We start from the raw sequence: 26381 nt of genomic DNA, 5'->3' as shown, positions 1-26381 counted from the left end.
ATGGACATTGTTTTTCTTGACTTCGATGACGTAGCGGCCATTCATGCGGACCAGATTTCCCGGTACGGAGGCAGTGCCGGACTTCGCAATCAGGGACTTCTCGAATCGGCAGTCATGATGCCCCAGGCATCCTTTGCCGGCCAGTACGCCCACGAAGATTTGTATATGATGGCAGCGACATATCTGTATCATATCGCAATGAATCACCCCTTCGTAGACGGCAATAAACGCACCGGCACCGTGTGTGCCATTGTCTTTTTGGAGCTGAATGGAATTCACGTCAAGCCGGATAATGACGCCCTGGTTGATTTTGTCCTGGCGGTCGCTCAGGGACAAAAAGACAAAAGCCAGATTGCTGCGTTTTTCAAAGAGCACTCTGAACCACTGCCGTAATGCAGGACACTCTCTATTCGGTCTATTTTTATTCCGTAAAGCTGTCATGGGATAATCCTCAAACCACCGCTTGTTCAAGGGTGGTTTTTTCTGTTGGCGGATTCACATCATCAAATAACATGCTCTGCTCCGGCGTCTTTTGCCGGAGGTTGGAAACCGGCCGCCGGTGGCTCGAAAAAGCGGACTGCCGGAACTGCCCCGACCTCTCGACCCTGGGTAGGTCGCGGGTCTCTCTTGACCCCTCGCCCGCATCAATCTGCCAAATCAAATCCGGATGTTTGGGATATCGGGTTGTCCACTGGACGGAACTTTCACGCAGCAGTTCCTTGCGGCGTTTGTGACTGCACAAAAAGGTACAGTACCGAAATTGCCTGCCGCGAATGCGCTTGAGTTTCAATCCCTGCCAGACTTCCTTGCTGCGGCTGCCAAAGCGGGTAATCATCAATCGCGGATGGACCGGCTCATGGTCGCTAGTCAGGTAAATCTCGGTGGTGATAAAGCCGCCATAGAGCCAGTTGGCGGCCTGATAGACATAGCCGGGTTTTCCACGAATCCCATCAGCCCAGGTAAAAAGCACCTGTTTATCCGGCTGGTTATCTTTAAACCACTGGACACAGCCTGCAATCATCTGGCTTTCGGTATTGCGAGGTAAATCATCCCGACAGCACATCCGGCACAATTCCCAGTAATCTTTGGTATCCAGTGACGGAAACAGTCTCTGTATGGTATGCCTTGGCCGTGTCCCCCATCCCCAGATGGCTATTCCAGCCAGACCCTGGCCGTCATAAAATCCCAGCGACACCATACAGTGCGGCGGGAAGATATCGCTGTAATGCCACTTTCGGCACAGATTCTTGGCGGCTTCTAAGGGAACAAGGGACACGGGAATCATTCAGCTTTCTCCAGCATAGCCTTTTTGCCGGTGAATTTCTCCCAGCGCTGCACAATGACGTCACAGTACGGCGGGTCCAGTTCCATCAGGAATGCCTTGCGGCCAGTCTGCTCGGCGGCGATGAGTGTCGAACCGCTGCCCCCAAAGAGGTCCAGCACGTTTTCACCGACCTGCGAGGAATACTGCATGGCCCGCACCGCCAGTTCCACCGGCTTTTCGGTTAAATGAATCATGCTTTGCGGATTGACCTTTTTGACACTCCAAACATCGGTAATGTTGGCCGGACCAAAGAACAGGTGTGCAGCGCCTTCCGACCAGCCGTAAAAACACCATTCGTGGTTACCCATAAAGTCTTTGCGGGTCAGGACGGGGTGCTCCTTGACCCAGATAATCATTTGCGAAAAATACAGTTCGCATTCCTTCAGCACATTGGGGTAGTTGTAGATATTACTGTAGCCGCCCCAGATATAATAAGACCGGCCGGGTATCAGGACGCGTTTAATATTGCCGAACCATGCCTGCAGGAGCTTGACAAACTCCTGGTCTGACACAAAGTCATTGGCCAGCGGCCGGTCTTTGGGGCGCATCTTGTCAGTGGTTTTGTGGGCCTTGCCCTGAATGGCTTCGTCCATCCCTTGCTGGCCGGTGTAGTTATCCGAGGCAGCCGCGGCCGCACGGGCGTTTTGACTGCGGGGTGCGACACAGACATTGTACGGAGGGTCGGTATTGACCAGATGAATCGGCTGGCCATTGAGCAATCTATCCAAATCAGCGGCACTTCCGCTGTCACCGCACATCAGCCGGTGATTACCCAGTATCCAGATGTCGCCTCGTTTGGTCGTGGGTTCATCAGGCGGTAGCGGCACATCATCCGGGTCAGTCAAGCCGTCCTTGACCTCCTGTTCGAGGAGTTTGCCCAGTTCTTCTTCGCCAAATCCCAGCAGGTCGAGGTCAAATTCCATGCCCGCAAGGTCTTTGAGCTCAATCGGCAGCAGTTCATAATTCCAGTCGGCTAAGGTCGCCGTCTGATTATCCGCGATGCGGTAGGCTTTTATCTGGGCATCGGTCAAGTCTTTAGCGACATGGACGGGGACTTTCTCAAGGCCAAGTTTAACGGCCGCCTTATAGCGGGTATGGCCGACGATAATGATACCGTCTTTGTCGACCACAATCGGCTGGCGGAAGCCAAATTCCTTCAAACTGGCCGCCACCGCATCGACGGCCTTGTCGTTGATACGGGGATTGTTGTCATAGGGAAAAATGGTGTCGATACTGCGAAGTTCTATACGCATAAGCTGTTCTCCAAAAATAATTTACACGGCAAACAAGTCTGTCTTATTTTGCGACCGTTCCGCGTGCGGTCATCTTTAATTTCCGCCCGGAAGGAACCGTTGAATTTGCACTGGACGCCCACGTTGCGACAGGTTGCGAGAGGTGCGATTGTTGCGATCACCCTATAGCCCCAATCCACTCTTCGAACCTGCGCAAACGTGGTGCGTCCAGTTTCCATGCTTAACTTGCTCCAACTGCACTGCGTGCTTGTCCAATGTTCTGATACAACTGCGTCTCGATGGCCTTGACTTCAGGAATCGTTGACTGCGAGACTTGCTTCATGGTCAACTCCACTCCCTGCTTGTGGGCATCGTATTTTGCTTGCGCCTCGGCTGCGGCTTGAGCATTCCTGCGAGCGACGACCGTTGCCGCTGCTGCAGCGATTCCAAGACCTAAGTCAATCAAAGGGGCATACGGATTCCAAGGAGTTGTCGCCGCATTGGCTGCCCGTGCTCCTTCCAGGGCCGTGGTCACTCCATCGGCAGGGTTGGTATACTGTGCATTTTTGACTGCGTCTGCGATAGCTTGAGTTTTTGCCTGGACAGAGTCAATACTGGTTTGGAGTTTTTCGACCTTAGCCAGTGCATTGGCATCGACGGTTCCGTTTTGCTTAGTTGACTGCAGAGCCAGTTTGGTCTGCTCCTGAAACTGGTCAATCTTGCCGTTTAACTCCTCGGTTTGACTTGCCAGGTTTTGAATCTGGACCGGGTCGACACTGATTCCCGAACAACCCCCCATCCACACGGCCATCATCATGACCAAAACAACCACTGCCACGACCATTTCCCACCCGATAACTTGCTTTGACGTTTTCATATTCGTACTCCTAAAAAAAGGGTTATTGGAAACCGACAACACGTCGGTATGTTTGCGATGGAAAACTCATTGACTTATTGCCAGCCCCTCACGCGTACGCGCGCACACGCATCGCGTGTGGGTATAGTGTAATAAGTAAAAAAGTTGTTTTTTTATATATATGTTATTATTTTTCATATACTTACGACTCTAAACCTATTGCTGACTTATTTACTTTTTGCGCGTCACCTTGCAGCGATTTGGGGCTTTTTGCTGTAAAGTCAGCGCGCAAAAGGTTAAAAGCGGAAAAAAGTTTCATTTGCCAATTAGCCGATACAAACGTTGTTGCCTCCCGCTTGTCATATTCACGGTAAACTCGATAAGCCTTTGATTTTCCAGTGCGACACGCACTTCCTCATGCTCCCGTTCAGACCACGGCAGTTTGCGATTGATTTGCCAAAACGGCATTGATGTCGGACCATGCTTTTCCTTCCATTTGCGAAGCAGGCTGAGCAGTTTTTTGCACTTGCCGTGGAATTCACTCTCACACGAATGCTCCGACGCCATAAATAACGAACGTCGCGTCTGATGTTCCATTAACGCTCCGGCCCACTTGACTGCTGCTTCAGTGATTTGGGGATTTCGATAGTCCACACTCATGGCGTAAATAAGTGCCAATTTACAGACATTCTCACACACACGCCCCCAGACTGTGGTGCCTATCGGATCATTCCTATCCTCAGCCTTGGAATACTCCGCCTCAGAACTCACTCGTATTTCGTCGATGAGTTTTTCCGCTTGCGGTGTTTGCGGTATTATCAGAGGCACTGGGTGAAAATTAGACAAATTCCCCTCTCCCGGTTTGATCTCTGCCCAGTACTTGGCTATTTCAAGTATTCGAGACGGCACTTTGAGTATTTTGGCCCGCTTGCCTTTTTCACGTTTGCCGGTATCGAGGATTATCATGCGGGCAAAAAGACCATTGGTCAGCATTCGCTGCGACAGTGCCTCATAATAATTGTTGGGAATCGCAGTGCCGAACACAGTCAAACTAGGCTGGTCAATAAACCTGGGGATATCCTTACCCGCTTTTTTTCGCATCGGATAAAAGGAAGCGCTGCTGGAGAACAACGTCAGCAGTGTCCCCAACATACTTTCATTTTTTCCATCCACGCTTTTTCGAATCGCTTGCAGGATGGTGTCAATCTCATCGGTCTGAAATAACATGGCCGGCTCGACAAACAGTGCGTCCTGAATCCCTTCACCGGATGCAAACTTATCACCGACGCAATTGCCCATCCCAATCTGCCACAGAATGTGGGTATTTAATTTACGAGGCGAGTCCTTACCCGCCGATGAATGCGCCAGTCCCAGTAAATACATGTTGGTACGAACATCCCCCGGGTCACGGACTTTGCGTGCCCCCAGTAACGATAGCAACGAAACGGCCCCACAGAACGACAGCACCTGGTTGGGATACGGTGCATACTCCATGCAGTAATCCATCAATTCGCTAACAAAACCGGGGATACGCAGCAATTCCAGCGGGACCTGGTCTGGATGGGCAATATCTACCTCTGCTGAATCATCAATCTGCCCCAACAGGATTTCATCTGACTTATCCTCGACACAGATAACCGTTGCCGCATCCGGCTCGTAGCGGGATATGCTTTTGACAATACCCTGGATTTCCTGGGCCGACAGCGGTGGTTTACACCGAAGAGCATTGATTTCCATCAGTGCCGCAACCATAGCCGAACTCGGAATTGCGGCCCGCTGCATGTATCCGGCAATCGAGGCCAGCGTCTGGTTACGCTTGCCCTCCGGAATAGAATCGCTGCCAGGTTCGCACCACGTTTGCGCAGGTTGGGCGATTTCGTCGGATTTGGACAATAAGCGGCTAAGCCAATCTGGTAGCGAAATCGGCGTAACCTCTGCAATATCGCTGGACAATTCCCACCCATAAGATTTGCCGCTGGGGTGGATGCTGGGCGGAAGAACAACGTAGCCGCCGTCCGCTTTGACGTCCACGCCATGTGCGATTTTGCTCTGACTGCATTTGATGGCATAGCCAGGATGCTTAAAAAACAAATGCATGCCGTTTCCGGTAAAACTTTGTGCGGTATGCGGGAGCTGCCCATATTCATCAAGAAGCCCTTGCCAGCCATATTGGCCGTTATTTTTGATATCAATATCGATGACAAGCAAACCGCTGGCAGCACCGGTAGGCATACCGATATTGGCATCGGGCCACTTATGCCACCATTGACGAATCGTTGCAGTGTCAATTGTGGCATCCTTAAAGCCATGTTCCGTAAGCGGTTTTTTATCTTTGGGGATAATCGGAAATACAGGCAACTGCATTTCCGCATATTTCAAAGCATAAGCCAGCATATTTTGGAACATTACGTTTCCCTCTATTAAAATGGAATTTCATCCTCTGCAGGGACATACGCCGGCAATGACTTATTGAATGACCATTCTTCGACCTGAGGATTTTCAAACTCATAGCCGGTTATTTGGGGGAATTTTTCACCGGAGATACTTCGGACGGTTATCTGAATAGGTTCTTTCAGCCGGTTTTGCTGGGCAAAGAACACTGCCATTTCGCAATCTGACGGCACTGGGTCATTGGACCGCTGTTTCCACCAGCTTTCCGCTTTGATACGGGCAAAGCCCGTGTGTTCAAAACAGACCCATTCGGAAATGGTAGTGCCATAGCCTATTTTGTATTGCACTCGCATGGTTCGAGGTGATCCGGCAGCAGCACCTTTCTTGGTGTGAACATTGTAGAGAACTTCCTGGACTTGGTAGTCTTCAACACGGACCTGGTCGGATAAAACTCCTTCGGAGCTGGCAGTGGTATCATGTTTTGTTTTTTCCGGCGGCGGGAATTCAAAACCGCAGACTGGGCATCGGGCATAGGCGGCATGAATAATTTCACTGCACTCGGGACATTCTTTTGCGGGAGCATCTCCATCGCCTTTGGCTGATACGTCAGTGACCCGTAAGCAATCGATGGGACCATGACGAAGAATATTTCCACCAAAATCGAGTACAAGACAATCGGTTTTGCTTTCATGAAGTCGAAATCCTCTCCCTACCATCTGGTAGTAAAGACCCGGCGACATCGTCGGTCGCAACAAGGCAATGCAATCGATATTCGGAGCATCAAAGCCCGTGGTCAGAACATTGACATTGCATAGATATTTGAGTTTGCCGGTTCTAAAATCCTCAATTATCTTCTTACGCCAGCCATCGGGACTGTCGCCACAAACAAATCCGCATTCGACATGATGCTCTTGTTCAAGTATCTGTTGGATATGCTTTCCGTGTGCAATACCCGAGGCAAATATGAGCACCGCTTTGCGGTCCTGGGTATATTCCAATATCTCGGTGCAGGCCGCTTTGACACGAGCATCCGTATCCATCAGTTCTTCCATTTCAGCGGCGATAAATTCACCACCACGCACATGGAGCACACTGGTATCAATACGGGCCTTGGATGCCTTGGAACGCAATGGGCATAAATACCCATCGCGGATAAGTTCCTTAATGCCAACTTCATAACAGATGCTGTTGAGGAAATGGTCCGGCTGGCATATCAAGCCCGTTGTCATTCGAAACGGTGTCGCGGTAAGCCCGATGACACGCAGCTTGGGATTGACGATATGAGCCTCGCTCAAAAACGTTCGATACATTCCATCGCCTTCCGGCGGTATCATGTGTGCCTCATCGATAATGACAATATCGAACGGGTCTAAGTCCAATGCCCGACGATATATCGACTGTATTCCGGCAACAATGACAGGATGTTGAGTGTCTTTTCGTTTTAAACCTGCCGAATAAACTCCAAGACTCAGTTCGGGCGCCATCCTGGAAAGTGTATCTGCAGTCTGTTCAAGTAATTCCTTGACATGAGCAAGGATCAGTACACGGCCATTCCACAGATTGACCGCGTCTGAACAAATAGTGGCCATCACCGGGGTCTTGCCGCCACCCGTTGGGATGACAACCACCGGATTATCGTCATGATTTCGCAGGTGATGATAAACCGACTCAACGGCTGTTTTTTGATATGGACGAAGTTCTATCACGCATGCTCCGTATGATGACTATGGTTTTGCCGCCCTGGATGGATTCCCGCATTACGGTTGTCAGATGTTTGATTTGGCAGTCGTTAAAATAGGCTCGGCCTTTTTCCAATGCATCCAATAGCGGCTTTTGAATGTTATCAATATCCCGCTTTCGCCTATCCGGCGGGTATGCTCTGACTTTCACTGCGAGCATACCCGCCATCGGACGAACCTTGGCTGCCGTAAGGACTCGGCATACCTGACTTCGGAATGCCAGCCCTTCAGGACTGATAAACGTCCTGTTTCCACGCCGCTTAAAATAATGATTGATACTCGGCGGATACGGCAGCTCTAATATCAGCGTTTCCAAGGCGCCACACCTTTCGGTGCGCCAGCAGCTTGCGACGACGGTGTTTCCCGCTTGCTGTAGCCTTTGATTTCATTGGCCATCTCACCATTGTCTTTGCGTTTCTTGAGTTTGACGTTAATCACCATCGGCAGATTGTGCAGATCAACACTGTCCCTGGGTGTCATGATATTTACCGCTTTGCAGATGGCACTCAGCTGGCTTCTGGCGATTTTGACCGTCAGTTCATTTTTGTTTTCCAGGCAGAGCCGAGCCCACAAATTCTGGCCCTTATATTCGCCTTCAATGATTTGAAACGTCAGTTCCAGATAGCTGCCATTGCCATCCTTGGTAGGCTTCATTTCCGAATGGGTGATGACCGCAACATATTTTCCCGCAGGGATTGGATCGAAATCGGAAGCGGATTCAACGGTATTAGCATCAAAATTATTCAAATTAGCCATGGATAGTCTCCTGATTGGAAGGGGTTACATTGTTGTTATGGAGAGCATTGACAAACGCATCCCACGATAAAGTCATTTCATACGGCAGGTTGTATCGGTTCTTGGCGACACAGGACGGACCACCGACGGTTCGAATAATCCGTTCTCCCCCATCTTTCCCAAGCCCGACCGCAATCGTGCGTTCCCGGCCGAAACCGACATCTTCACTTTCGGTGCGGAACTTTCGTGTGGCAAATAATACCGCGTCGCTCCATTCGGTCAAAAGAGCGGTCGCATGCTTATGCAGCCGCGGTGTATAGCGGTCGTAAGCGCTGGATTCCGGGTCTTCAAAACGTTCGACCTTGGCATGGGCAATCAATATTACCGCCATATTCCGCTGTGTGCGTAACGATTCGAGAGCATCGCAGAATTGCCGCCAATAGCCCAGGGCTGCCGTGTAACCCTTGCCATAACCGCCATCAACTTTCTCAATCGTCGAGACATGCGAGATTTGACACAAATCGTCCCAGATGAGCTGTTCGAGCCAATCACAGCTGTCAATCACAACAGTCTGATAGTCATGCGTTTCCATCGCCAGTGCCGACAGATACGTTTCGACGTCAGTGAATTTCTTGGCCAATGGAAATGAGGCACAGTTGATTTCACCCAGACCATCCTCGGTCGAAATAAAGATAGGATTGGGCGCTTGTGCAGCAAATGTACTCTTGCCGATACCTTCTGTCCCGTAAAGTAGAATTCGGGGTGGTGTAGACCGCTTTCCGATGTGTATTTGTTCTAATACGTTCATAGTTATCCTCAAATAAAGTTTCTGTTAACGGTTTTGTTCCAAAAATAGCTGGCCAGCTAAAAGCAGGTGCCGGTTCAAACCGGCCCTGCCTGATAGTCCGCACATCACGTGAATTGCCGAACTCATCGAAGAGAGGTGCGTCTCTCTATAGGTTATTTATTAGCACCAGTGGCTAATTTGTTGCATCGCCATGCAATTTTGGAATCCGGCCGCCAAGAAATATTCCCGGATTCGGTTTATGGCACGACTGACAGTCGAACGGGATACCCCCAGGCGAGATGCCGCTTGTGCAGGCGAATGGGTTTTGAGCAGATTGGCAACCTGACGCAGACGCGATGGCAGTTTGTCCACGACTGTGTTCACATCAATCGGTGCGTCAAAATCGACCTCATAAGTTGGGATGATGCTGGACTCATCACCTTTCATGACATCCAGCCCAAGCCGGTTTCCGAGTGCAGTCGTCTCGGCACAATACTCTCGGCGAAATTGGCAATAGCGATTGTTGCATACGCCGGAAACATACGTTTTCCATGATGACTGGGTGGAATCGAATCGAGCCATGGCTGCCACGATGGCCATCAAAAACTCCTGGCGGATATCACCGCTTGACATTTTGCGAAGTGCCATTAATCTTTTGAGTTTTGAAGTCCGGGCGCTGATTTGCCTGTCGATGAATGCCTCGATACTTTCGGGCGTGTCGGTGATACCGGGGTACTTGAGGAATGTGTCGGCGATTCGGATGTTGCTGTTGTATTCAATATTTCTCATTTTATGTTCTCCTGATGGAGGTTGTTAAAGCGGCGGGCCACGCGGCTCGCACAACCTCCGGCGGATTTGCAGAAAACAGAGAAAAATATTTAATACGCGATATAAGTTCTTTATATCGCTGAGATTATGAAATAAAAAAACGTTTTTGCAGTTGCAGGAAACAACGCAAGTGCAAAAACGTTTCTTTAAAATGGAATGAAGTAATTGCTAGAGCGGCCCCCTTTTTTCGACATATCGCAAAATGGAATCTACTGTCCCAGTTGCCGTAAGCATTTTCTTCAAATCTGAATCAAATTCAAAAGCACGATTGACTTCATAAGGTTTTAAGTTGAGTATCGCTCCAAGTAATGTTTTTGTAATCTTAGGTGGACTGGCAGGTTCTTCTTCATCTTTATAAGCTGCGGTAATAAGTTTATATTGCTCTTTTAACCATCGCTGGAGTTCTTTTCTTATCTTTGCAGCATCGGCAGCCCGCTTGGCGGACTTTCCATTTGGTTTGTTGGAAAAATTACTGCGTCCTGTCGGATTTACTTTTTGTGCAAATACCGATAGACACTGCTGCCACTGACTGGTACATTGCATTCCCGAATCGGAATATTCGAGTACGTCATCCAGCGAAACCATAATTGATGACTTTCTTTCAATCAAATCCCGTGCTTCCTCAGTACAGTCTTTCATGCTGGTCGAAAGCAAAATAAAAGGTCTGGTTGACTGGCAGAGGTCTTTCACATTTGTAATAAAAGAGTAAGGCTTGGAAATAATCATATACACCGAAAATTCCGCCGCTGGCTTTGGTTTATATTTACCCAGCAATATATAATCAGATACATCAGTTATGACATCTCTGGCCGGAGTCAATGAAAGTGCCTCAGCTATCGTTTGTCGCATCTTACCCATATTCAGACAGTAAAGTGCAATGTCGGTTTTCGTAAGCGGTATGCGAATATCACTATCTTCGGGGCAGACTGCAACGACATCACCGTTCTTATGTTTTACAATAGACAGCTTCAGGCCATAAGGCTTCGGATGCGGATACGCACAGGCATATTGTCCTGTGGGTGAAAGTAACGGGCTGACGACCCTGAAACTATCGCCAACCCGCTGTTTCCACTCTGCCAATACGGCGGTTTTATCGTTACGATTCTCAAGCAACTGCCAAACCGGTGTCAGCTTTGCCATCGGTGGACTCCTGCTTGGGGATGATAAATCCTCGTTTCTCAAGCCATACATTGACGATTGCACTGTCAGACTCACGGTCAAATATAGCAATATTCGGCGGCCGAATACTGACGATTCTTGGCCGAACCGAATTGGAGAAAGTTATTTTGAAACTGGCCTTAATCAATTTTGCCGACATCGGAATACAACGCGACTGGATTTGAAGTGCACCAAATACATCATTGGCTCTGTGTATTTCGATGTGATTCATATTCGCATCATGACGAAACTGTAATTCACAAAGCCTGATATCGTCAATGCCCACAACATCTGTGCATAAAAGTGAATGATGACCGTCAAATCGAATCGGATCAAGGGTATATTTTTCACCGCTGTAATCGATGTCAAATATGCAATCATTGTTGAATAGATGCTTGCCGAAATACTCGCAGTAAACCTTTTTCTCTCCCTTGGTGTCTGTATGAATTGACAATTCCCCGATTTCGGGATTGTACAGAAGGACATCAAATTTTTCAGGGCGATAAAAGATACTGGCGGATTCGCCGTTTTTCAGTGTTCCTTCACGCTTGTAGGGTTGGCCATGACGGACTAAAAACCATACTAAATCTTCACGCTTAAACACAAATACCTTTGTACCACGGCCTCTCTTTTTGGTCTCGAACCAACCGTTGAGGTCATTTTCCAGGTTCGCAACAGTTGCAGGACTCGGCATAGAAAACGGTGGAATCGCCGAATCGAGTGACAAAAAGGAATCGAATTTTTTTGCTTTGCTCATAAACCGTTCAGCATGCATGGTCTCCAAGATATGTGGAGTGGCAAGCCAAATAGCCATGGCCAGGTCTGCGGCTGTGGGTTTGGGCAGTGTCCCTGGATCAACTCCTGCTTCCGACATTTTCTCCATCAAGTCGTCGTAATACTGCGGCAACGACATTTCATCGATGAAGAATAATGCGTCCATCAATTCTTCCGGTGTGTCTTCATCCGGCGACAGCAGAATATTGGCCAGATGGTCACAATCAAAATTGTCGCCGGCATTCACATCAAAAGACCTGCCTGTAAAGAAGGCAGGATACTTCTGCAGGAACCGCTTCAACAATGGATGTGAGATTGCTTTAAGTGTTTCCGGATTCGAAAAGTTTCTGAGTTTAAAATTTGTAGCCATATTATTGTTTCTCCAATTAAAGTGTCAACTAAACACTAAACGATAGTGTTTAAAATTTTTTATTCAAATAATCCTCTCTCACGCTCTTTGGTTAAAATGAGATTCATTCCAATAAGGCGAATTTGCATAGCTTGCCCTGACACATTAAACATCTGTGCTAATTGTTTAGCCACCTTGACCGTCGGTCGGTTATCTTCAGCTAACCCCCAGCGTGCTGAGAGATTTTTAATTTCATTGACAGCAACATAGGGTTCGAGATTTCCATATATACCCTTCCATGCATTGTGTATCAATTCCTTGGGCATCAACAAATATCCTGCAAACATATCAGCCTGCTGCTCGATGGGTTCTTTGGCCGAACTTGTGCGGCAGATAAATGATGGTTTGCTTTTGGTCTCAAAAAGTCCACCGCTTTTTTCCATGATTTGATGCCTGTGCAAACACCAGTGCCCAAGTTCATGAGCCGCGGTAAAACGGTAACGTCCCTCTACAGATGGATTTTCCGTTGGGTCAAGTGACTGATCGATACATATTTTGCGATTCTGTACCCACGTTGCTCCGAGTACGTCCGGCATGGAAAGCACAACTGACAGGTCATCAAAGCCATAATCAAGCTGTAAATGGGACTCGATTATTTCATCGACTGGGATCGGCGGCTTTGACAGTTCACCGTACTTCTGTCCATATACGACCAAAAGATTAAAAGCGGCAGTCTCAATATGACTTTTCGGCAAGTATTTTACGTTCATCCCTAAACCTTATCGTAGCTGCTCATTCCTTTTTCGTCCGAAGTTGTTCGGTTAACTTTTTAATTTCGTGCTCAGGAAGGTCGCGGGCAACCCGTAAAAAATCAGCCATCGCTTTGGGTTGCTCGATAATAATCTTCGAGAGGTCGGGGTCCACTTTACCTGCCAGTGCCAACAATTCATCAGCGTCGGTTTCAAGCAGAGCGGCGATTTTTTTTATTGTGTCCGGCGCGGGTGGGTCAAATTCGCCGTTTTCGACCTTACTCAGGTACGTGGCACTGATGCCGACAGCCTGGGCGAACTGACGGAGCGAGAACTTAGGGTCAGCTTCTTTCTTGGCTGCCCGTAGGTCTCGGATTCGTTTCCCAAATACTGGATTTCCCGCCATAATTACCTTTGTCTAAAAGAATCATTTTTAACTGTTTAGTAATACTAAACAGTTCGACATGTTTTGTCAAGGACAGGAAACAATAGAAATACCGAAAAAGTTGTAAGTGGCTGTAATGAATGGCGTTAGGAAAATATTATTTTTTTCTACAAAGATTGCTCCATTGTGCCCTTTGGCCGGACCAATCACATTTCGCTACAATTGGCCTCAGGTGGCGCTCCGAAATAGGGTCATGACCCCTGGCTATCGGCGGTAAAAACAGGATTTGTTCCTGAATATCCGGTGCCAAAAGCAGCAAGTTCATAATTTGCGTAACCCGAGCGCGGCTAACATGCCCAAGCAATGACAGTTCCGCATAGTCAAAAAGACCACCCGATTGGATCATTTTATCGAAATGAATAGCCAGCGCCATAAGACGTGAAATACGGGGGATGCGTGCAGTCGGCAAATCGCGTATGGGTTCCGGACCGGGTAGGATTTTATGCCGTCCTTTGGCACTGGTGGCAAAGTGGATTTTACGTGTCACTTTCAATTGTTCATTCATACACAAACTTCCTCCTGGGTTAATGATTTTATTCCTGTGGGATGGAATATGACAGTAATGTCCTGGTTTTGCCCGTCATATTCCACCTGTTCTACCAGCAGTCGAATCAGCCTGGATTGCTCATGGGGTGTAAGTGCCTTCCAAATAGGGTCAAAGGACTCTATTACCCCGGTCATCTCGTCGGTGTTGACCATACGTCGGCGTGCGGAGATAATTTTCTCATTCAAATTTGTTATCGCTTGTTCTTTCTGATGTATTTCTTCCTTTAATTGGGAAAGTTTATTTTCTGCCTGAGTATCATACACCGCTTGTGTCGATAATTGGCCTAATGACCGCACCATTTGTTTTACTTCGGTCTCCGCTTTTTTAAGCGATACCTGATAATTTTCTACGTCGACATGTAATTTGGATTGGGCTTTTTCCAATACCTCACTTAAGAACAGGTTGTCTTTACGCAAGGCCCGTATCTGGCCGACCACAAACTCTTCCAATTCCGCCGCAGGTAAAGATGGCGATATGCACTTATCCCACCCACGTTTCTGAGCGTTGGTGCATACATAATAACGATACTGCTTTTTATTGTTCAACACGTAGTGGTGGCCCATTGCGCAGCCACAGTTTTTGCACCGTACCAGGCCCTTGAGCATGGCATTGTATTTATTGCGGTGCGGCCCTCCGGAGTGGCTGTTCATTTTTAATAACGATTGTACCTGTGAAAACAGACCCTCATCTATGATGGCCTGATGTTCACCTTGGTATACATTTTCTTTATGCGGGACTCTACCAATGTAAAGAACATTGGTCAGGAGCCGCAGAAGCGTCGATTTTGCAAATGGCCTTGATTTCTTGAGTGAACCGTCCTTGTTTCGTTGAGGTCGATTGGTCCATTTTTTGTCATCGAGCCAGTTTAATGTCGCCATCAATGATGCGGTCTCAAGGTATTTTTCAAATATCTTTCGTACTTTCTGAGCTTCCACGGGATTGACTACCAGTTTCGAACCGCCCATTTGACGCTCAATATCGTAACCCAAGACGGGTCGTCCGCCGGTCCATTTTCCTTTCCGTCGTGCCCCTGCAATCTTATCCCGTGTGCGTTCCGATATGATTTCACGCTCAAATTGAGCAAAAGACAACAGGATATTAAGCGTAAGACGTCCCATAGACGTGGTGGTATTGAATTGCTGCGTTACGGATACAAACGAAACATTGTGCTTTTCCAATATCTGGATAATTCTCGCAAAATCCAGCAGTGAACGACTGAGCCGGTCAACTTTATAAACCACAATACAGTTTATTTTGCCGTCTTCTACATCGGCTAACAGCCGTTGTGCGGCCGGTCGGTCAAGATTGCCGCCAGTATAACCACCATCGTCGTATCGTTCCGGCAGACACACCCATCCCTCATGTTTTTGGCTTTTGATATACGCCTCAGCCGCATCCCGCTGGGCATCCAGCGAATTATAGTCCAGTTCCAGACCTTCCTCTGTGGACTTGCGCGTATAAATGGCGCATCTAATTATCTTCTTTTCGTTCATTCGCTACTTCCTTTATTTAAGCCAAAAAAATGATAGCCGTTCCAATGGCAGCCGGTAATTTTATGGGCTATGGCCGACAAAGAACGGTAGAGTTCGCCATCAAACTCAAAACCGTTGGTCAAGACTTTGACGTAATACATTTGTCCTTTAAACTTCCTGGGCAGCACCGTACCCGGCATCGGCAACCGCTCATCCTTCTGCACTTTAAATGTCGTCGGGACGCTGCGAATACCGGTGGCCTCTGGCATTTCAAGTTCCTTGGGCGGCAAGAGTCGCAAATCAGCCTCACGAGCCAACTGTCTTGCCCGCTCTTTCGCCCGTTCGGATAAACCGCCTTCTGCCAATGCCTGAATCCGCCATGCTAACCGTCGGAACAACCACTGGCGATTGCATGACCGCGTTGGCTCGTTGAACAGGTCAACATGCCTTTGCCGCAGTTGGGCAACCGTCATTTTCTGTAATGCCGCTATCTCTTTTTTTATATCCATATATTCTCCAGATATACTATTATATGGACACACTGAGCCTCGTTTCCGGTGAAAGCTCAAGGGCTTTTTGTGAAGAATCTGAGAGTTTTTCGGCAAGCGGTTTAATAGCGGGTTCTACCTTCAATATCCCGGACACCAACAAGGCTGCGATTTCATCCCGGCGTTTTGGGACTGAGATGTCAAGACTGGTGCGGTCACGCTTTTTCATACCCATTCGGAATCCTTAAATAATGTGTTCCTGTATAGGTTATTTATTAGCGAAAGTGGCTAAATTGTTGCGTTGATACCCACGAACGGAACGAGAGTATTAACCGGAGAAAAGAGAATTTCAGAGAGTCCGAGAGTTTGGCGGGATAGGGTGATTTGGGTGAACAGATTGAGAGTTTTTAGGGTTGTTATAGCGAGTAAAAGTTTCGCTACTTTTGAGCTAAAATATTCTATAACAATAGGTTGTACCGATAGTTGGAAGAGGTCGAAAAATCTGCATTTTGGCGCACAAAAAAAGCCGCCAGTATTTTCTACTGGTGGCTAACTCCCCGAGTAGGGCTCGAACCTACGACCTAGCGGTTAACAGCCGCTCGCTCTACCTATTGAGCTATCGGGGAATGTTGGGGACCTAAACAGCCCCATTTCATATCCTTTGTCGGTAGAACCATACAAAGGAAAGGATATTTTCTCGAAAAATACTAATTTGTCAAGAGATTTGGACGAAAAATATTCGTAGAAATTAAAAAATAAATGCGCACTGGACAAAACACATAATATAAGGTACAGTAAGTGTTTAAGGATAGCCCAATAAACGATTATCGGGCGTGTGAAGGAGACGTATCTACGTGGAGCAAATAAGGTATGGCTCAAACGCCAATTGATATAGATGGATTCAGCATCATCAAGCGCATCGGCACCGGCGCTCGCAGTGTCATTTACATGGCACAGGACGAAGAAACCCGGCAGTTGGTCGCATTGAAACGGGCCGTATTCGAAAGCCCCGAGGACCAGCGTATATTCGAGCAAATGGAGGTAGAATATCATGTTGCCAATCAATTAGACCATCCCTACCTCCGTAAATGCTATAAGATGATTCGCAAGCGAAAGTTCATGCGAACCCAGGAATTAATTATGAGTATGGAGCTGTTCGATGGTCAGTCTCTGGAAGACCTGGGACGACTCAGCCTCGGTGATGTCCTGCTGGTTTTTCGGATGGTCGCTTCGGCCCTGAATGCCATGCACCAGAAAGGGTATGTCCACTGCGACATCAAACCCAACAATATTCTGTTCAACAAGGCCGGGGCCATTAAGATCATTGACTTCGGTCAGAGCTGCCGAATCGGCCATGTCAAAAAACGCATTCAGGGCACGCCGGAGTATATTGCCCCGGAACAGGTCCGCCGGGAACATCTGAGTCACCGTACCGACATTTTCAACCTTGGTGCCACGCTGTACTGGGCATTGACCGGCCGGCACGTCCCGACCCTGATTCAGCGGACCAATGAATTTGGCCTGTCTGTTACGGAACCGCCTGAATTCAAAGCGCCTCATGAAATCTACAAAAAGATTCCTCGCGAGTTGTCAGAACTGGTTTCGCAGTGCGTCCAGGATAAACCCGCAGATCGGCCATCCAATATGTCGGAAATCATTGCACAACTGGATATCATGATACGTGACATATTCCAATCAAGACTGACGACCAATGCACCAGCAGGCAATTCAACTCTTTAACGAGGGTGCAAGACTCAACACGACCAGCCCGCTTCGCCGCGGCAATGTCGTGTATCTTCCCGATCATGGTAAAGTCGTCGTGACAGGCGATCTGCACGGTCACCGAAGGAATTTTGAACGTATTGTCCGCTATGCCAATCTGGACAATAATCCGGAAACGCATGTCATTTTTCAGGAAATCATTCATGGCGGTCCGGAAGATGACTTTGGCGGGTGTCTGTCATATCAGCTTCTGTTTGAGGTCATCAAGTATAAAATTCGCTTCCCTGACCAGGTCCATATCATTCTGGGCAATCACGACACTGCTGCGATCTGCAATACGAGCGTGCTGAAGGCCGGCAAGGAAATGAATTTGGCGATGAAGACCGCCATGCGTCGCCATTTCAAAGCCAAATTCGAGGATGTCGAAGCGGCCATGTCCGATTATATGATGAGTCAGCCGCTGGCCGTCAAATGTGCCAACCGTATCTGGCTGTCGCATTCGCTGCCGGCCGACGGCTTTGAGGAGGATTTCGACACGACCATCTTCGACCGCCCCTATACGATGGATGACATCCAGCGGCCCAAACCCGTGTATCTGCTGACCTGGGGCCGGCGTCACTCGCAAAAGGCGCTGGATTATCTTGCCCAGAAATTCGATGTGGATTTATTTGTCCTGGGCCATCAGCCGCAGGAAATCGGCTGGGGCATCGCGGGCACTAACACCCTCATTATTGCCTCTGAACACAATCACGGCTGCCTGCTGGTCTTTGACCTCGGCCGGCGATACACCCTTGAGCAGCTTTGCAACTGCCTGGTCCCCATGGCGTCCATCGGCTGATAGAACCTAAACACACATAAAGCCCAGGAAGGCCTCGAAGATACACGATTGGATCTTCAATCCTTCCTGAGCTTTACGATGTAATAAAAATCACCTTGTCAGAATCGCGGCCTGTGAACCGCCGACTGTTTCGCTTAGATCTGTTTCATCCAGTGTCCTGCCAGAATCGCAAAGTCCGACAAATCAACCATGCCGTTACGGTCGATATCAGCCTGACCGCAATTATCCGGACTGGTGCAATCCACGGCCAGCCAATATGGACTAAACAGGCTCAAGTCTTCCATGTTCACTGTGCAGGTCGTGTTCAAGTCGCCGGGCAGGAAATATTCGTAGGCCCCCATATCCACTATGGCATTGCCATCACAATTACCATCCACAATCCGCGGCGTCCCGGCCAGGTCCGCGATAACTCCCGCGGGAATTGCCGCGTTGATGCCCGCATCGATACACGGCGAGCCTGGCTGAAGTCGGAAATTCCCATTGGCCGCATCGACAAACAGCGGATCGGCATCAATATTCCCAAGCCCAAATACTATCTGGCCCTGGATATTGCAATAATTGACCGACATTCCCGAAATTAAAGTAATCTGCTTTGAATGGGGTGTGCCGGCGGTGTTGCCCCACACGATGCAATTATTCAGCGTAACTCCATAGTCGATAGATAACCCCCCACCAGCACTGCCGGATGAATTGCCGTAGAAAATAGAATTGGTGATTATGGAGTTACTTGACATGTTAACAGCCAACCCTCCGCCGGAATAGGCAGCAGAATTCCGGCTGAAAATACAATTAGTTATGGATAGAGATGGACCAATGACTCCACCACCATAACTTGAAGCGCTATTGCGGTCAAAGACACAATTAGACATCGTCAGGCTCGTATAGTTCCCATTATGAATGCCGCCGCCGGAAGAGCCGCTCGAATTGTTACTGAAAGTACACCCGGTCATCACCATTTGAGTGTAATTGCCATTAAAGATGCCGCCACCGACAGTCGCAGTATTATCCTGAAAGGTACAACGGCTAATCACGGGCTTGCTGCCGGATAATGCCCAAGCATGGGGATTACATATTCCACCTCCCCAGACTGCCGTATTATGATTGAAGACACAATCACTGATTGTCGGATTGGAACTGTATAGGTTGCATACCCCGCCTCCATACCAACCGTAGTTTTCAGTAAACACACAGTGGCTAATCGCCGGAGAACTCGAATAATAATTCAGGATCGCACCACCGCTCAAGAAGAAGCTGGAATCCGATACTACTGCAGCACTGTTGGCCCTGAAGGTACAATTGATGATCGTCGGACTGCTGGCGTAGTTATACATGCCGCCGCCAAAGGCCTGGGTATCTGTGCCATTGCCGCCGGTAATCACAAAGCCATCCAGCACCGCCGAGGCCGTCAGATTCGTTCCGGCCAGGTGATTGAAGACATGGTAGCAGTTATCCTGCCGCGTCGGTTCTGTCGGCAATACAACATCATTATCATCGCCGTTCAAATCGCCCGACAGAATCGTCGGGTTTGCTTCCCAGCTCCGCTGGGCTTTGTCGGTTTCGGTACCGTTGAATCCGCCATAAACCCCAACGTCATTTTTCAATTGAAACGCCTTGAATCGATCCCCCGTGCCGCCCACCATCTTCGTCGGCTTGTAGGTCCCCGCCGCCACCCAGATTTCATCTCCGGCAATAGCCGCATCCAGCGCCGACTGCAAATCGGTAAAGGCATCCGCCCAGCTTGCCCCGGTATTGGCCCCTGTTGCCGAGGCATTCACATAAATAATAAACGCCTGGGCATAGACAGCAGTCTTTGAACTGGGTGTCAGGTAATCTTTCAAGGCGATTGCCTTTAGCGTCGTGGCAGGATTTACAGCAACCATTACCGTCCCGCCGTTTTCGATCACTGTCCCGTTCTGGGCCGGATCGGTTCCATCGGTCGTATAGTAAATCACCGCCCCCGGTGTCGCACAGGTTATGGTCACCGTCTGCTCGGTCTCGTACCGACCGCCATCGGGTGTAAAGACCAGATCCGACACAACCATATTGTAATTCTCGGACCGGATTACACTGGGGGTCAGGGATCCCTTCCATGCCCGGGCTTTGAGTGTCATACTGCGATCAATAGATAGACTGTCGCCCGAAGCAATCACCGGATCACTGTCGGTCGGATCCATCCCATTGGTCGTATAATGAATCACCGCGTCCGGCGTCGCACAGGTAATCGTTACCGTCTGTTCGGTGTTATAGGTTCCACCGGCTACGGAAAACTCCGGAGTCGCAGCGACCAGCTTATAGGACAAGGTCAGCATCTGGCTGGGATTATATCCTGCTTTCCACCCTCTGGCCTTCAGCGTCATGCTGCGATCGAGATCAATGCTTTGACCCGAAACAATCGCCGGATCATTTTCGGTCGGATCCATCCCATTGGTTGTATAATGAATCACCGCTCCCGGTGTCCAGCATGTCAGTGTTACAGTTTGTTCGGTGTTATAGATTGGAACCGGCGACAAAGAATACCTGATATCCGAAACATATAATGCATACTGCGAAGAGCAAATTTCACTGGGTTCCATCGGTTCTTTCCACGCCCTAGCCTTTAGCGTCGTACCGCAATCCAGATAGAGACTGTCCCCCGAAGTAATCACGGGGTCGCTTTCGGTGGGATCGTTTCCATCGGTGGTATAATGAATCACCGCCCCCGGTGTCGCACAACTGATTGTCACAACAATCTCATTGGGTTCCGTAAAATAAATCCCCTCCTCCGGCTTGAATTTCGGCGTCGCCACGACCACCCTGTAGTCGACCGTCAATCCCGGACTGGGCGACATTCCCTCTTTGAGCCCCACAGCCTTGAGGGTCACACTCCGGTCGATAATCAGCGCGTTGGGTTCATACACCAACCCATCGTTCGGATCCGTTCCATCGAGGGTGTAACGAATGATCGCCCCCGGCGTTGCACAGGTCAATACCGGATTCTGCTCAACGTGATACGTCCCCCCCGGTACCGACACCACCGGCATTGCCACCGGATCCAATTGCACCGTTGCCCCTGCAAAAGTGGAAAATAAAAAGATGATTGCACACACATACGCCCTGAAACCCCACCCATGTCGTTCCATTGTAACCTCCCATTCTTCCTGAAATTCCTTCACGTCCTGATGCCTCATAACCACCCGCTTAGACCTGTATCAGGACACGCCAAGTCTCCATTCTAATGAAGCCCTAAAGAAACATACCCCCATCAAAACACCGGTATTTTCCCCAAAGCCCTGTTTCCAGCTGCAAACTCGTTTGAACCCCACCCATGGTGCCGCCTTTTCCTATCCCTATTTTTGTCCCAAATCCTTAAAATTCCCCACATTTTGCGGATGATTGCTCAATGGAATCAATAATTACTGCATTCACAATAAATATGTGATAATCCTTATTTATTTTATTATGGCAAGCAGTGAACAATCAACCCATTTAACAAAGCATATTTTATAATTTCTTGTATCGGCTATGCAAGAAAAATTTCTTAAAATTTTTTTCACCCCATTTTCTCGACAATCTTTCCATTCAGGGGAGGCCTGATGCTCATCTCCCAACCCGATGGCTTTTCATCACAACCCCAGCGTGTGAAGCTGTCCCGGGAGATATCCGACAATCATTCTTCTGATATGCATCAGGGTGTCAGGTTAAAAAGGCGCACGAGCTACCCTGGGGGTGCTTAATTGCTGCCGGATACTGTCATAGAGATAAACCGATTTTATCTTATCACCAAAGGCTCCGATTCTGATCTGGACTTGAGTGCCATCGGTTTCAGTCCTTGTCAGTTCGATGGTTGTTTTTTCTGCATCCCTGTCCAGAGCGGTTATCGTGCCGTTAATCGCGGTCAATTTATAGTCCAGTACCTGATAATGATCCAAATGCTTCACAGCTTCCAGCGAAGCAGCATACACGGTGTCTAATTTCTCTGGGATGATACCCAGCAAATCTCCCCGGAGATGGGCATAGGCTTTCTCTCCAGCAAGAACAACCATTTCTGTACAACCTGAGGTAAAAGTGAGTGTCACAAACAGGACTAACAGAAGCACTATATGAAATAATTGACACCCTCTGGCCCCCTTGACAGCATGTTTCTGCGTTTTGGTCTGAATCATTTCTCAAATCCTTTATCAAAATGATGATTACAATCATGCTCCAACCCAATACTGAGCATATCATCTGCTTTGCCAGGACGAATGCCAAAGAACTCCTTCAAAAAAGCGGGTTTCTTCTGATTAAGAGCCATGAATTGATTTTGTCGGCTCATCTGGCTTTCTTTGGCGCATCATAAAGAATGTATTTCCTCCCCTCAGCCAGAACAGAAACCGTCTGCCGATAAGAATCCGGCATTCTTGTCCAGTACTTTTTTTCTGTAATATAAAAGAATGGATCATTTCCATGATCATAATTCATACTGTTCTCCAGCGATTCATTCGGATGGGCAATTACAGCACTGCTGGCATAAAAATAGGCTGAATAAGGGATGCGACGGATAAAATACAGTCCATATTGCTTGCCACCTGAAATCGTGTGGGCTTTTTTGATAATGTATTTCGTGGAATGATGGGCCGTTAACGGGATGGATATCAGAATCGCCAAAATAATACACCAGCCAATAACGATAGATGTTCTTTTGAATATCGGATCGGTTTGGGCCTTTAAACAGGGCCAGCGGGATATAAGCATGGACAGCCATGCCGCAAAGGCAGGGACCGCAGGAAACAAATAAGCAATCAAAAGTTGTCGTGCCATGACCCAGAACAGCGTATTGGCCGCAAAGACACATAAAAACAAGGATGTCCCCTCATAGGAAAACACGGATTTGAATGATAAATGCTGTCTTTCCTCAAAGAGACGATACAGGATATAGATACTCCACGGAACTGCGGCGGCCAGCATCATCCAGATAGCCGTACCGCGAATGTGCTCATGGCCGGAGCCATATTTGTCACCATATTCATGGACCACAAATCTCAGCAAGTTTTCGTTCACAAAAAAATACCGTAGAAAACCGGGATTTCTCTGCTCGGCCAGAACAAACCATGGCACGGTGATCGCCGCAAACAGAGTGATTCCCCAATACCATTCCTGCGTCAGAATCATCTGCCATCGTTTAAACCACATCGCCCACAAGACAACCGGCAAACCAAACAGCACGATCACGACCGGCCCTTTGGTCATAAATCCCAGTGCAAGCATTACAAAAATCAAAAGGCTCCAGCGTCTCCGAACACCGGAGCTGTTTTCTCGGGTAAACGCAAAAAAACTGAATAAAGCGCCTGTTACCGCCATCGTGACCATCATGTCCACAATCACAACCCCGCTGGCAACAAAAAGAACCGCACTGGACAGAATCAAAAACACCGCTCGCCAGCCGATTTCTTCCGTTGTGTATCGGCGGAGCACGATCCACATAATCCCCAGAGTGATCGCAAACGATAGGATTCCGGGCAATCGCGCTGCAAATTCATTGATACCGAATAGTTTCATACATGCCGCCGAGCACCAGAAATACAGCGGAGGTTTGCCCAGAAAAGGCACTTTCTGACCGTCCATCCAGAGTCGCGGCGTAATCCAGTCGCCTGAAACCACCATTTCTTTGGCAATCAGGGCATACCGTCCTTCGGTAGGATCCGCCAGCGGCATAAACGGCATAACCGCACTCCGTGCGGCAAGCAGCAGTACAACCCACAAAAAACAGCCGTGATAGGGTTTTGTTTCAGTTTGTTGATGCGTCAACATAGGGATAAGAGGGATTCGGAACATGAATTTTAGTTTTATCGGAAGACACTTCCATCCGTTTTTGTTGTTTGATTAATATCATGGACCTGAGCATGCCAAATCCGTCACGAAGCGGATTGACTTTGGAACCCTTGCGATCTTCCCATACCACGCCTATCGCCCTGATGAAAAGCACATTGCAGTTGGCCCAGATGAAAAAACGTGACGCCGAATACTATGAAAACACCATCGCCGACGCACTGGAGGATGTGGACAGACTCCATAATCTTGTCAACCAATTACTGGAATTATCACGTATCGAAAGTCCGACCTCTATTACCCGGCGTGAATGGATCCATCTCAACGATTTGATTGAGGATGTTATTGAATATCACAAGCCGCTTCTTGATGAAAAGGGATTCGTTCTGAAACCGGACTTGTGCCCGGCGGAATTGTATGGCAACCGGGAACAGCTTCAGTGTTTATTCAATAATTTGATTGATAACGCAATCAAGTATGCCCCGCCCAAAACAACCATTTCAATCGCCATGAAAACCGATGATAATTCAGTCACAATAATAGTGCACGACGAAGGCGGCAATATCCCTCAAGAAGAATGCAGCCTGCTGTTTGACCGTTTTTATCGTATCAGTAAAGCCCGTGACCGAAATTCGGGCGGCAGCGGCCTGGGTCTGGCTATCGCCAAAGAAATCGTCCTCCAGCATGCCGGCCGGATTCATGTGGAATCGAATCACGATATCGGAACCCGCTTTGTTGTTACATTCCCAAAAGAGACTTGCAATCAGGGATGCAAAACCCCAACTCACGAAGCTTAAACTCGGATCCTGTCTGGCTAAAACAAACCCAATTGGCCCATTATCTGAAAGACCGGGGAAAAAACCTGGATTTTATTTGGGAAATGCGGCCCACTGAATCTTTTCGGCTCGGCTTTGGGCAATGCCGGCCAGGACGGGACGGATTTTTTCGAAGGGGATGTGTTTGTCACAACGCAGACGTACAATGCGGGAGATGCCGCCGTCAGCCAGGCGGCTGTCGATTCCGGCACAGATCATCGCAGTCAACAGTTCCGGATCGGCGCCGGACAGGACATCAGAGCCGATTGCATAGACAATCTTGCCGTCCTGCTGGACAACATTGACGCTGACGGTCGAATCAAGCTGCAGCGGGGCAGGATCGGCGGATTGAATTTTATCCGGCAGCAGGGCTTCGAAATGTTCGGCAGCACCGAACTGGCAGACGAGCATAAAGAATATAATCAGCAGAAAAACCACATCGATGACCGGGGTCAGGTCAAAGCCTGCGTCTTTTCGGTGATGATAGAGTACGACTTTCATTAACGCACCGGTAGGGATGAACGGGAAGACTCCGGCAGGATATCAGGCTCTGGATGAGAGTCGGATTTGGGTGCAGACTCATCAGACCTGCCGTCTGCGACGGTCTGATGCGGACGGACTTCAAGCAGCGTTTCCAACAGCGTTTCGGTTTCCACGGCAGCTTCGGCAATGAACGCTTCGATACGAGAACGAAACAGGCCCGCAATAAACAGCGACGGAATAGCAACCAACAGGCCCCAGAAGGTCGTCACCAGAGCGACCGAAATGGCCGAGGCCAGTTCGCCCGGGCGAGGCTGGCCTGCGGCAATACCCAGCAGGTTGAACGCCTCTATCATCCCCCAGACTGTACCAAACAGACCAATCATTGGCGCGACATTACCCAGCAGACTGCACCATTCGGTCTTTCGCAGCAGTTTAAGCCCCTGCTCCTGAAGGCTCTCGGCGGCGATCTGGCTGAGCAGCTCATGGGTGGGACGAATTCTGCGGGTCTTGGCAAAAGCGGCACAGATCGCCCGGCTGACCATATCCATGTTACCGCTGAACCGGGTCGGCAGGCTTGCGGTACCGTGACGCCGGGCCATGGTGGCAATCTCGGAACTGATATTCGCAGGCAAAAGCCGGCGACGGCGTATCGTAATGCATAACTCCAGCCAGAAGTAAATCCCGACCACTGACATCGGCAACAGGACAAACCAGACAATCGGTCCGCCGGCCACGACAAATTGTGTAAAATAAGTCTGGGACAAGGGTCCCGCAGAACTTTGGGTTGCCAGTATCATCAGCTTGCTATCCCGTATTGGTTGTTGGAATTCATTGTTTTGTTGTTATCTGACACGAAAAACCA

Annotated in this window: 27 protein-coding genes and 1 tRNA gene; 4 read left to right on the top strand and 24 right to left on the bottom strand. The window is 48.7% G+C overall.

All coding sequences use genetic code 11. The annotated features are described in order from the left end of the window. On the top strand, window positions 1–393 hold the full coding sequence (locus ACQ9LF_RS08890; protein WP_462489039.1) for a type II toxin-antitoxin system death-on-curing family toxin: 393 nt from the start codon (window positions 1–3) through the stop codon (window positions 391–393). 58 nt (window positions 394–451) lie between these two features. Here the strand turns inward: ACQ9LF_RS08890 and ACQ9LF_RS08885 are convergent, their stop codons facing one another. The 18 genes from ACQ9LF_RS08885 to ACQ9LF_RS08800 all read right to left on the bottom strand — a co-directional run bounded on the left by ACQ9LF_RS08885 (window position 452) and on the right by ACQ9LF_RS08800 (window position 16500). Beyond that, window positions 452–1285, bottom strand: coding sequence for a Mom family adenine methylcarbamoylation protein (locus ACQ9LF_RS08885; protein ID WP_462489038.1), 834 nt, complete (start codon window positions 1283–1285; stop codon window positions 452–454). Then, window positions 1282–2577, bottom strand: a complete 1296-nt coding sequence (locus ACQ9LF_RS08880; protein WP_462489037.1) for a DNA modification methylase — start codon at window positions 2575–2577, stop codon at window positions 1282–1284. Before ACQ9LF_RS08880 ends, ACQ9LF_RS08885 begins: the two co-directional genes overlap by 4 nt. A gap of 220 nt (window positions 2578–2797) precedes the next feature. Next, window positions 2798–3433, bottom strand: coding sequence for a hypothetical protein (locus ACQ9LF_RS08875; RefSeq protein ID WP_462489036.1), 636 nt, complete (start codon window positions 3431–3433; stop codon window positions 2798–2800). A 294-nt stretch (window positions 3434–3727) separates the two neighbouring features. Then, the gene (locus tag ACQ9LF_RS08870; protein ID WP_462489035.1) at window positions 3728–5818 is read right to left on the bottom strand and encodes a bifunctional DNA primase/polymerase; all 2091 of its coding nucleotides are present in this window, start codon (window positions 5816–5818) and stop codon (window positions 3728–3730) included. A gap of 14 nt (window positions 5819–5832) precedes the next feature. Further along, window positions 5833–7509, bottom strand: coding sequence for a DEAD/DEAH box helicase (locus ACQ9LF_RS08865; protein WP_462489034.1), 1677 nt, complete (start codon window positions 7507–7509; stop codon window positions 5833–5835). Next, complete coding sequence (locus ACQ9LF_RS08860) at window positions 7472–7858, bottom strand: RusA family crossover junction endodeoxyribonuclease (protein ID WP_462489033.1); 387 nt, start codon at window positions 7856–7858, stop codon at window positions 7472–7474. The genes ACQ9LF_RS08865 and ACQ9LF_RS08860 overlap by 38 nt, the downstream gene beginning before the upstream one ends. Continuing rightward, a complete protein-coding gene (locus tag ACQ9LF_RS08855) occupies window positions 7846–8298 on the bottom strand; it encodes a DUF669 domain-containing protein (protein ID WP_462489032.1) in 453 nt (150 codons plus the stop codon). The genes ACQ9LF_RS08860 and ACQ9LF_RS08855 overlap by 13 nt, the downstream gene beginning before the upstream one ends. Further along, complete coding sequence (locus tag ACQ9LF_RS08850) at window positions 8291–9085, bottom strand: ATP-binding protein (RefSeq protein WP_462489031.1); 795 nt, start codon at window positions 9083–9085, stop codon at window positions 8291–8293. The genes ACQ9LF_RS08855 and ACQ9LF_RS08850 overlap by 8 nt, the downstream gene beginning before the upstream one ends. Before the next feature lie 159 nt (window positions 9086–9244). Continuing rightward, the gene (locus ACQ9LF_RS08845) at window positions 9245–9853 is read right to left on the bottom strand and encodes a helix-turn-helix domain-containing protein (protein ID WP_462489030.1); all 609 of its coding nucleotides are present in this window, start codon (window positions 9851–9853) and stop codon (window positions 9245–9247) included. A 207-nt stretch (window positions 9854–10060) separates the two neighbouring features. Next, a complete protein-coding gene (locus ACQ9LF_RS08840) occupies window positions 10061–11032 on the bottom strand; it encodes a hypothetical protein (protein ID WP_462489029.1) in 972 nt (323 codons plus the stop codon). Beyond that, complete coding sequence (locus tag ACQ9LF_RS08835) at window positions 10998–12194, bottom strand: hypothetical protein (RefSeq protein ID WP_462489028.1); 1197 nt, start codon at window positions 12192–12194, stop codon at window positions 10998–11000. The genes ACQ9LF_RS08840 and ACQ9LF_RS08835 overlap by 35 nt, the downstream gene beginning before the upstream one ends. Before the next feature lie 59 nt (window positions 12195–12253). Beyond that, window positions 12254–12943 (bottom strand): ImmA/IrrE family metallo-endopeptidase, encoded by a 690-nt coding sequence (locus ACQ9LF_RS08830; protein ID WP_462489027.1) that lies wholly within the window; start codon window positions 12941–12943, stop codon window positions 12254–12256. A 22-nt stretch (window positions 12944–12965) separates the two neighbouring features. Further along, window positions 12966–13328 carry a helix-turn-helix domain-containing protein gene (locus ACQ9LF_RS08825; RefSeq protein ID WP_462489026.1) on the bottom strand — a complete coding sequence of 121 codons (363 nt, stop codon included), beginning with the start codon at window positions 13326–13328 and terminating at the stop codon, window positions 12966–12968. A gap of 136 nt (window positions 13329–13464) precedes the next feature. Further along, a complete protein-coding gene (locus ACQ9LF_RS08820) occupies window positions 13465–13872 on the bottom strand; it encodes a hypothetical protein (protein WP_462489025.1) in 408 nt (135 codons plus the stop codon). After that, window positions 13869–15407, bottom strand: a complete 1539-nt coding sequence (locus ACQ9LF_RS08815) for a recombinase family protein (protein WP_462489024.1) — start codon at window positions 15405–15407, stop codon at window positions 13869–13871. The genes ACQ9LF_RS08820 and ACQ9LF_RS08815 overlap by 4 nt, the downstream gene beginning before the upstream one ends. After that, a complete protein-coding gene (locus ACQ9LF_RS08810; protein WP_462489023.1) occupies window positions 15404–15895 on the bottom strand; it encodes a DUF2924 domain-containing protein in 492 nt (163 codons plus the stop codon). Before ACQ9LF_RS08810 ends, ACQ9LF_RS08815 begins: the two co-directional genes overlap by 4 nt. A gap of 19 nt (window positions 15896–15914) precedes the next feature. Further along, entirely contained in the window at window positions 15915–16109 is a 195-nt protein-coding gene (locus ACQ9LF_RS08805) for a hypothetical protein (protein ID WP_462489022.1), read from the bottom strand. 318 nt (window positions 16110–16427) lie between these two features. After that, window positions 16428–16500: transfer RNA gene (locus tag ACQ9LF_RS08800), tRNA-Asn, on the bottom strand. Between the two features lie 244 nt (window positions 16501–16744). Between ACQ9LF_RS08800 and ACQ9LF_RS08795 the strand changes: the two genes are divergently transcribed. Next, the gene (locus tag ACQ9LF_RS08795; protein WP_462489021.1) at window positions 16745–17614 is read left to right on the top strand and encodes a serine/threonine protein kinase; all 870 of its coding nucleotides are present in this window, start codon (window positions 16745–16747) and stop codon (window positions 17612–17614) included. Further along, window positions 17586–18434, top strand: coding sequence for a metallophosphoesterase (locus ACQ9LF_RS08790; protein ID WP_462489020.1), 849 nt, complete (start codon window positions 17586–17588; stop codon window positions 18432–18434). The genes ACQ9LF_RS08795 and ACQ9LF_RS08790 overlap by 29 nt, the downstream gene beginning before the upstream one ends. 134 nt (window positions 18435–18568) lie before the next feature. On the opposite strand, the gene ACQ9LF_RS08785 is transcribed toward ACQ9LF_RS08790, so the two are convergent. The 4 genes from ACQ9LF_RS08785 to ACQ9LF_RS08770 all read right to left on the bottom strand — a co-directional run bounded on the left by ACQ9LF_RS08785 (window position 18569) and on the right by ACQ9LF_RS08770 (window position 24116). Continuing rightward, window positions 18569–21553 (bottom strand): chitobiase/beta-hexosaminidase C-terminal domain-containing protein, encoded by a 2985-nt coding sequence (locus ACQ9LF_RS08785; RefSeq protein WP_462489019.1) that lies wholly within the window; start codon window positions 21551–21553, stop codon window positions 18569–18571. Between the two features lie 558 nt (window positions 21554–22111). After that, window positions 22112–22576 carry a DUF3568 family protein gene (locus tag ACQ9LF_RS08780; RefSeq protein WP_462489018.1) on the bottom strand — a complete coding sequence of 155 codons (465 nt, stop codon included), beginning with the start codon at window positions 22574–22576 and terminating at the stop codon, window positions 22112–22114. Next, on the bottom strand, window positions 22573–22728 hold the full coding sequence (locus ACQ9LF_RS08775; protein ID WP_462489017.1) for a hypothetical protein: 156 nt from the start codon (window positions 22726–22728) through the stop codon (window positions 22573–22575). The genes ACQ9LF_RS08780 and ACQ9LF_RS08775 overlap by 4 nt, the downstream gene beginning before the upstream one ends. Beyond that, window positions 22725–24116 carry an ArnT family glycosyltransferase gene (locus ACQ9LF_RS08770; RefSeq protein ID WP_462489016.1) on the bottom strand — a complete coding sequence of 464 codons (1392 nt, stop codon included), beginning with the start codon at window positions 24114–24116 and terminating at the stop codon, window positions 22725–22727. Before ACQ9LF_RS08770 ends, ACQ9LF_RS08775 begins: the two co-directional genes overlap by 4 nt. A 179-nt stretch (window positions 24117–24295) precedes the next feature. On the opposite strand from ACQ9LF_RS08770, the gene ACQ9LF_RS08765 reads away from it, so the two are divergent. Beyond that, window positions 24296–25018, top strand: a complete 723-nt coding sequence (locus ACQ9LF_RS08765; RefSeq protein ID WP_462489015.1) for a sensor histidine kinase — start codon at window positions 24296–24298, stop codon at window positions 25016–25018. 72 nt (window positions 25019–25090) lie between these two features. Here the strand turns inward: ACQ9LF_RS08765 and ACQ9LF_RS08760 are convergent, their stop codons facing one another. After that, window positions 25091–25537, bottom strand: coding sequence for an ExbD/TolR family protein (locus ACQ9LF_RS08760; RefSeq protein WP_462489014.1), 447 nt, complete (start codon window positions 25535–25537; stop codon window positions 25091–25093). After that, entirely contained in the window at window positions 25537–26316 is a 780-nt protein-coding gene (locus ACQ9LF_RS08755; protein WP_462489013.1) for a MotA/TolQ/ExbB proton channel family protein, read from the bottom strand. The genes ACQ9LF_RS08760 and ACQ9LF_RS08755 overlap by 1 nt, the downstream gene beginning before the upstream one ends. Between the last annotated feature and the right edge of the window lie 65 nt (window positions 26317–26381).

The organism is Anaeroglomus insulsum, assembly GCF_050689095.1.
In the GTDB taxonomy this organism is placed as follows: domain Bacteria; phylum Planctomycetota; class Phycisphaerae; order Sedimentisphaerales; family Anaerohalosphaeraceae; genus Anaeroglomus; species Anaeroglomus insulsum.
The sequence above is the reverse complement of the archived record's forward strand: the minus strand, read 5'-3'. Positions and strand labels throughout refer to the sequence as shown.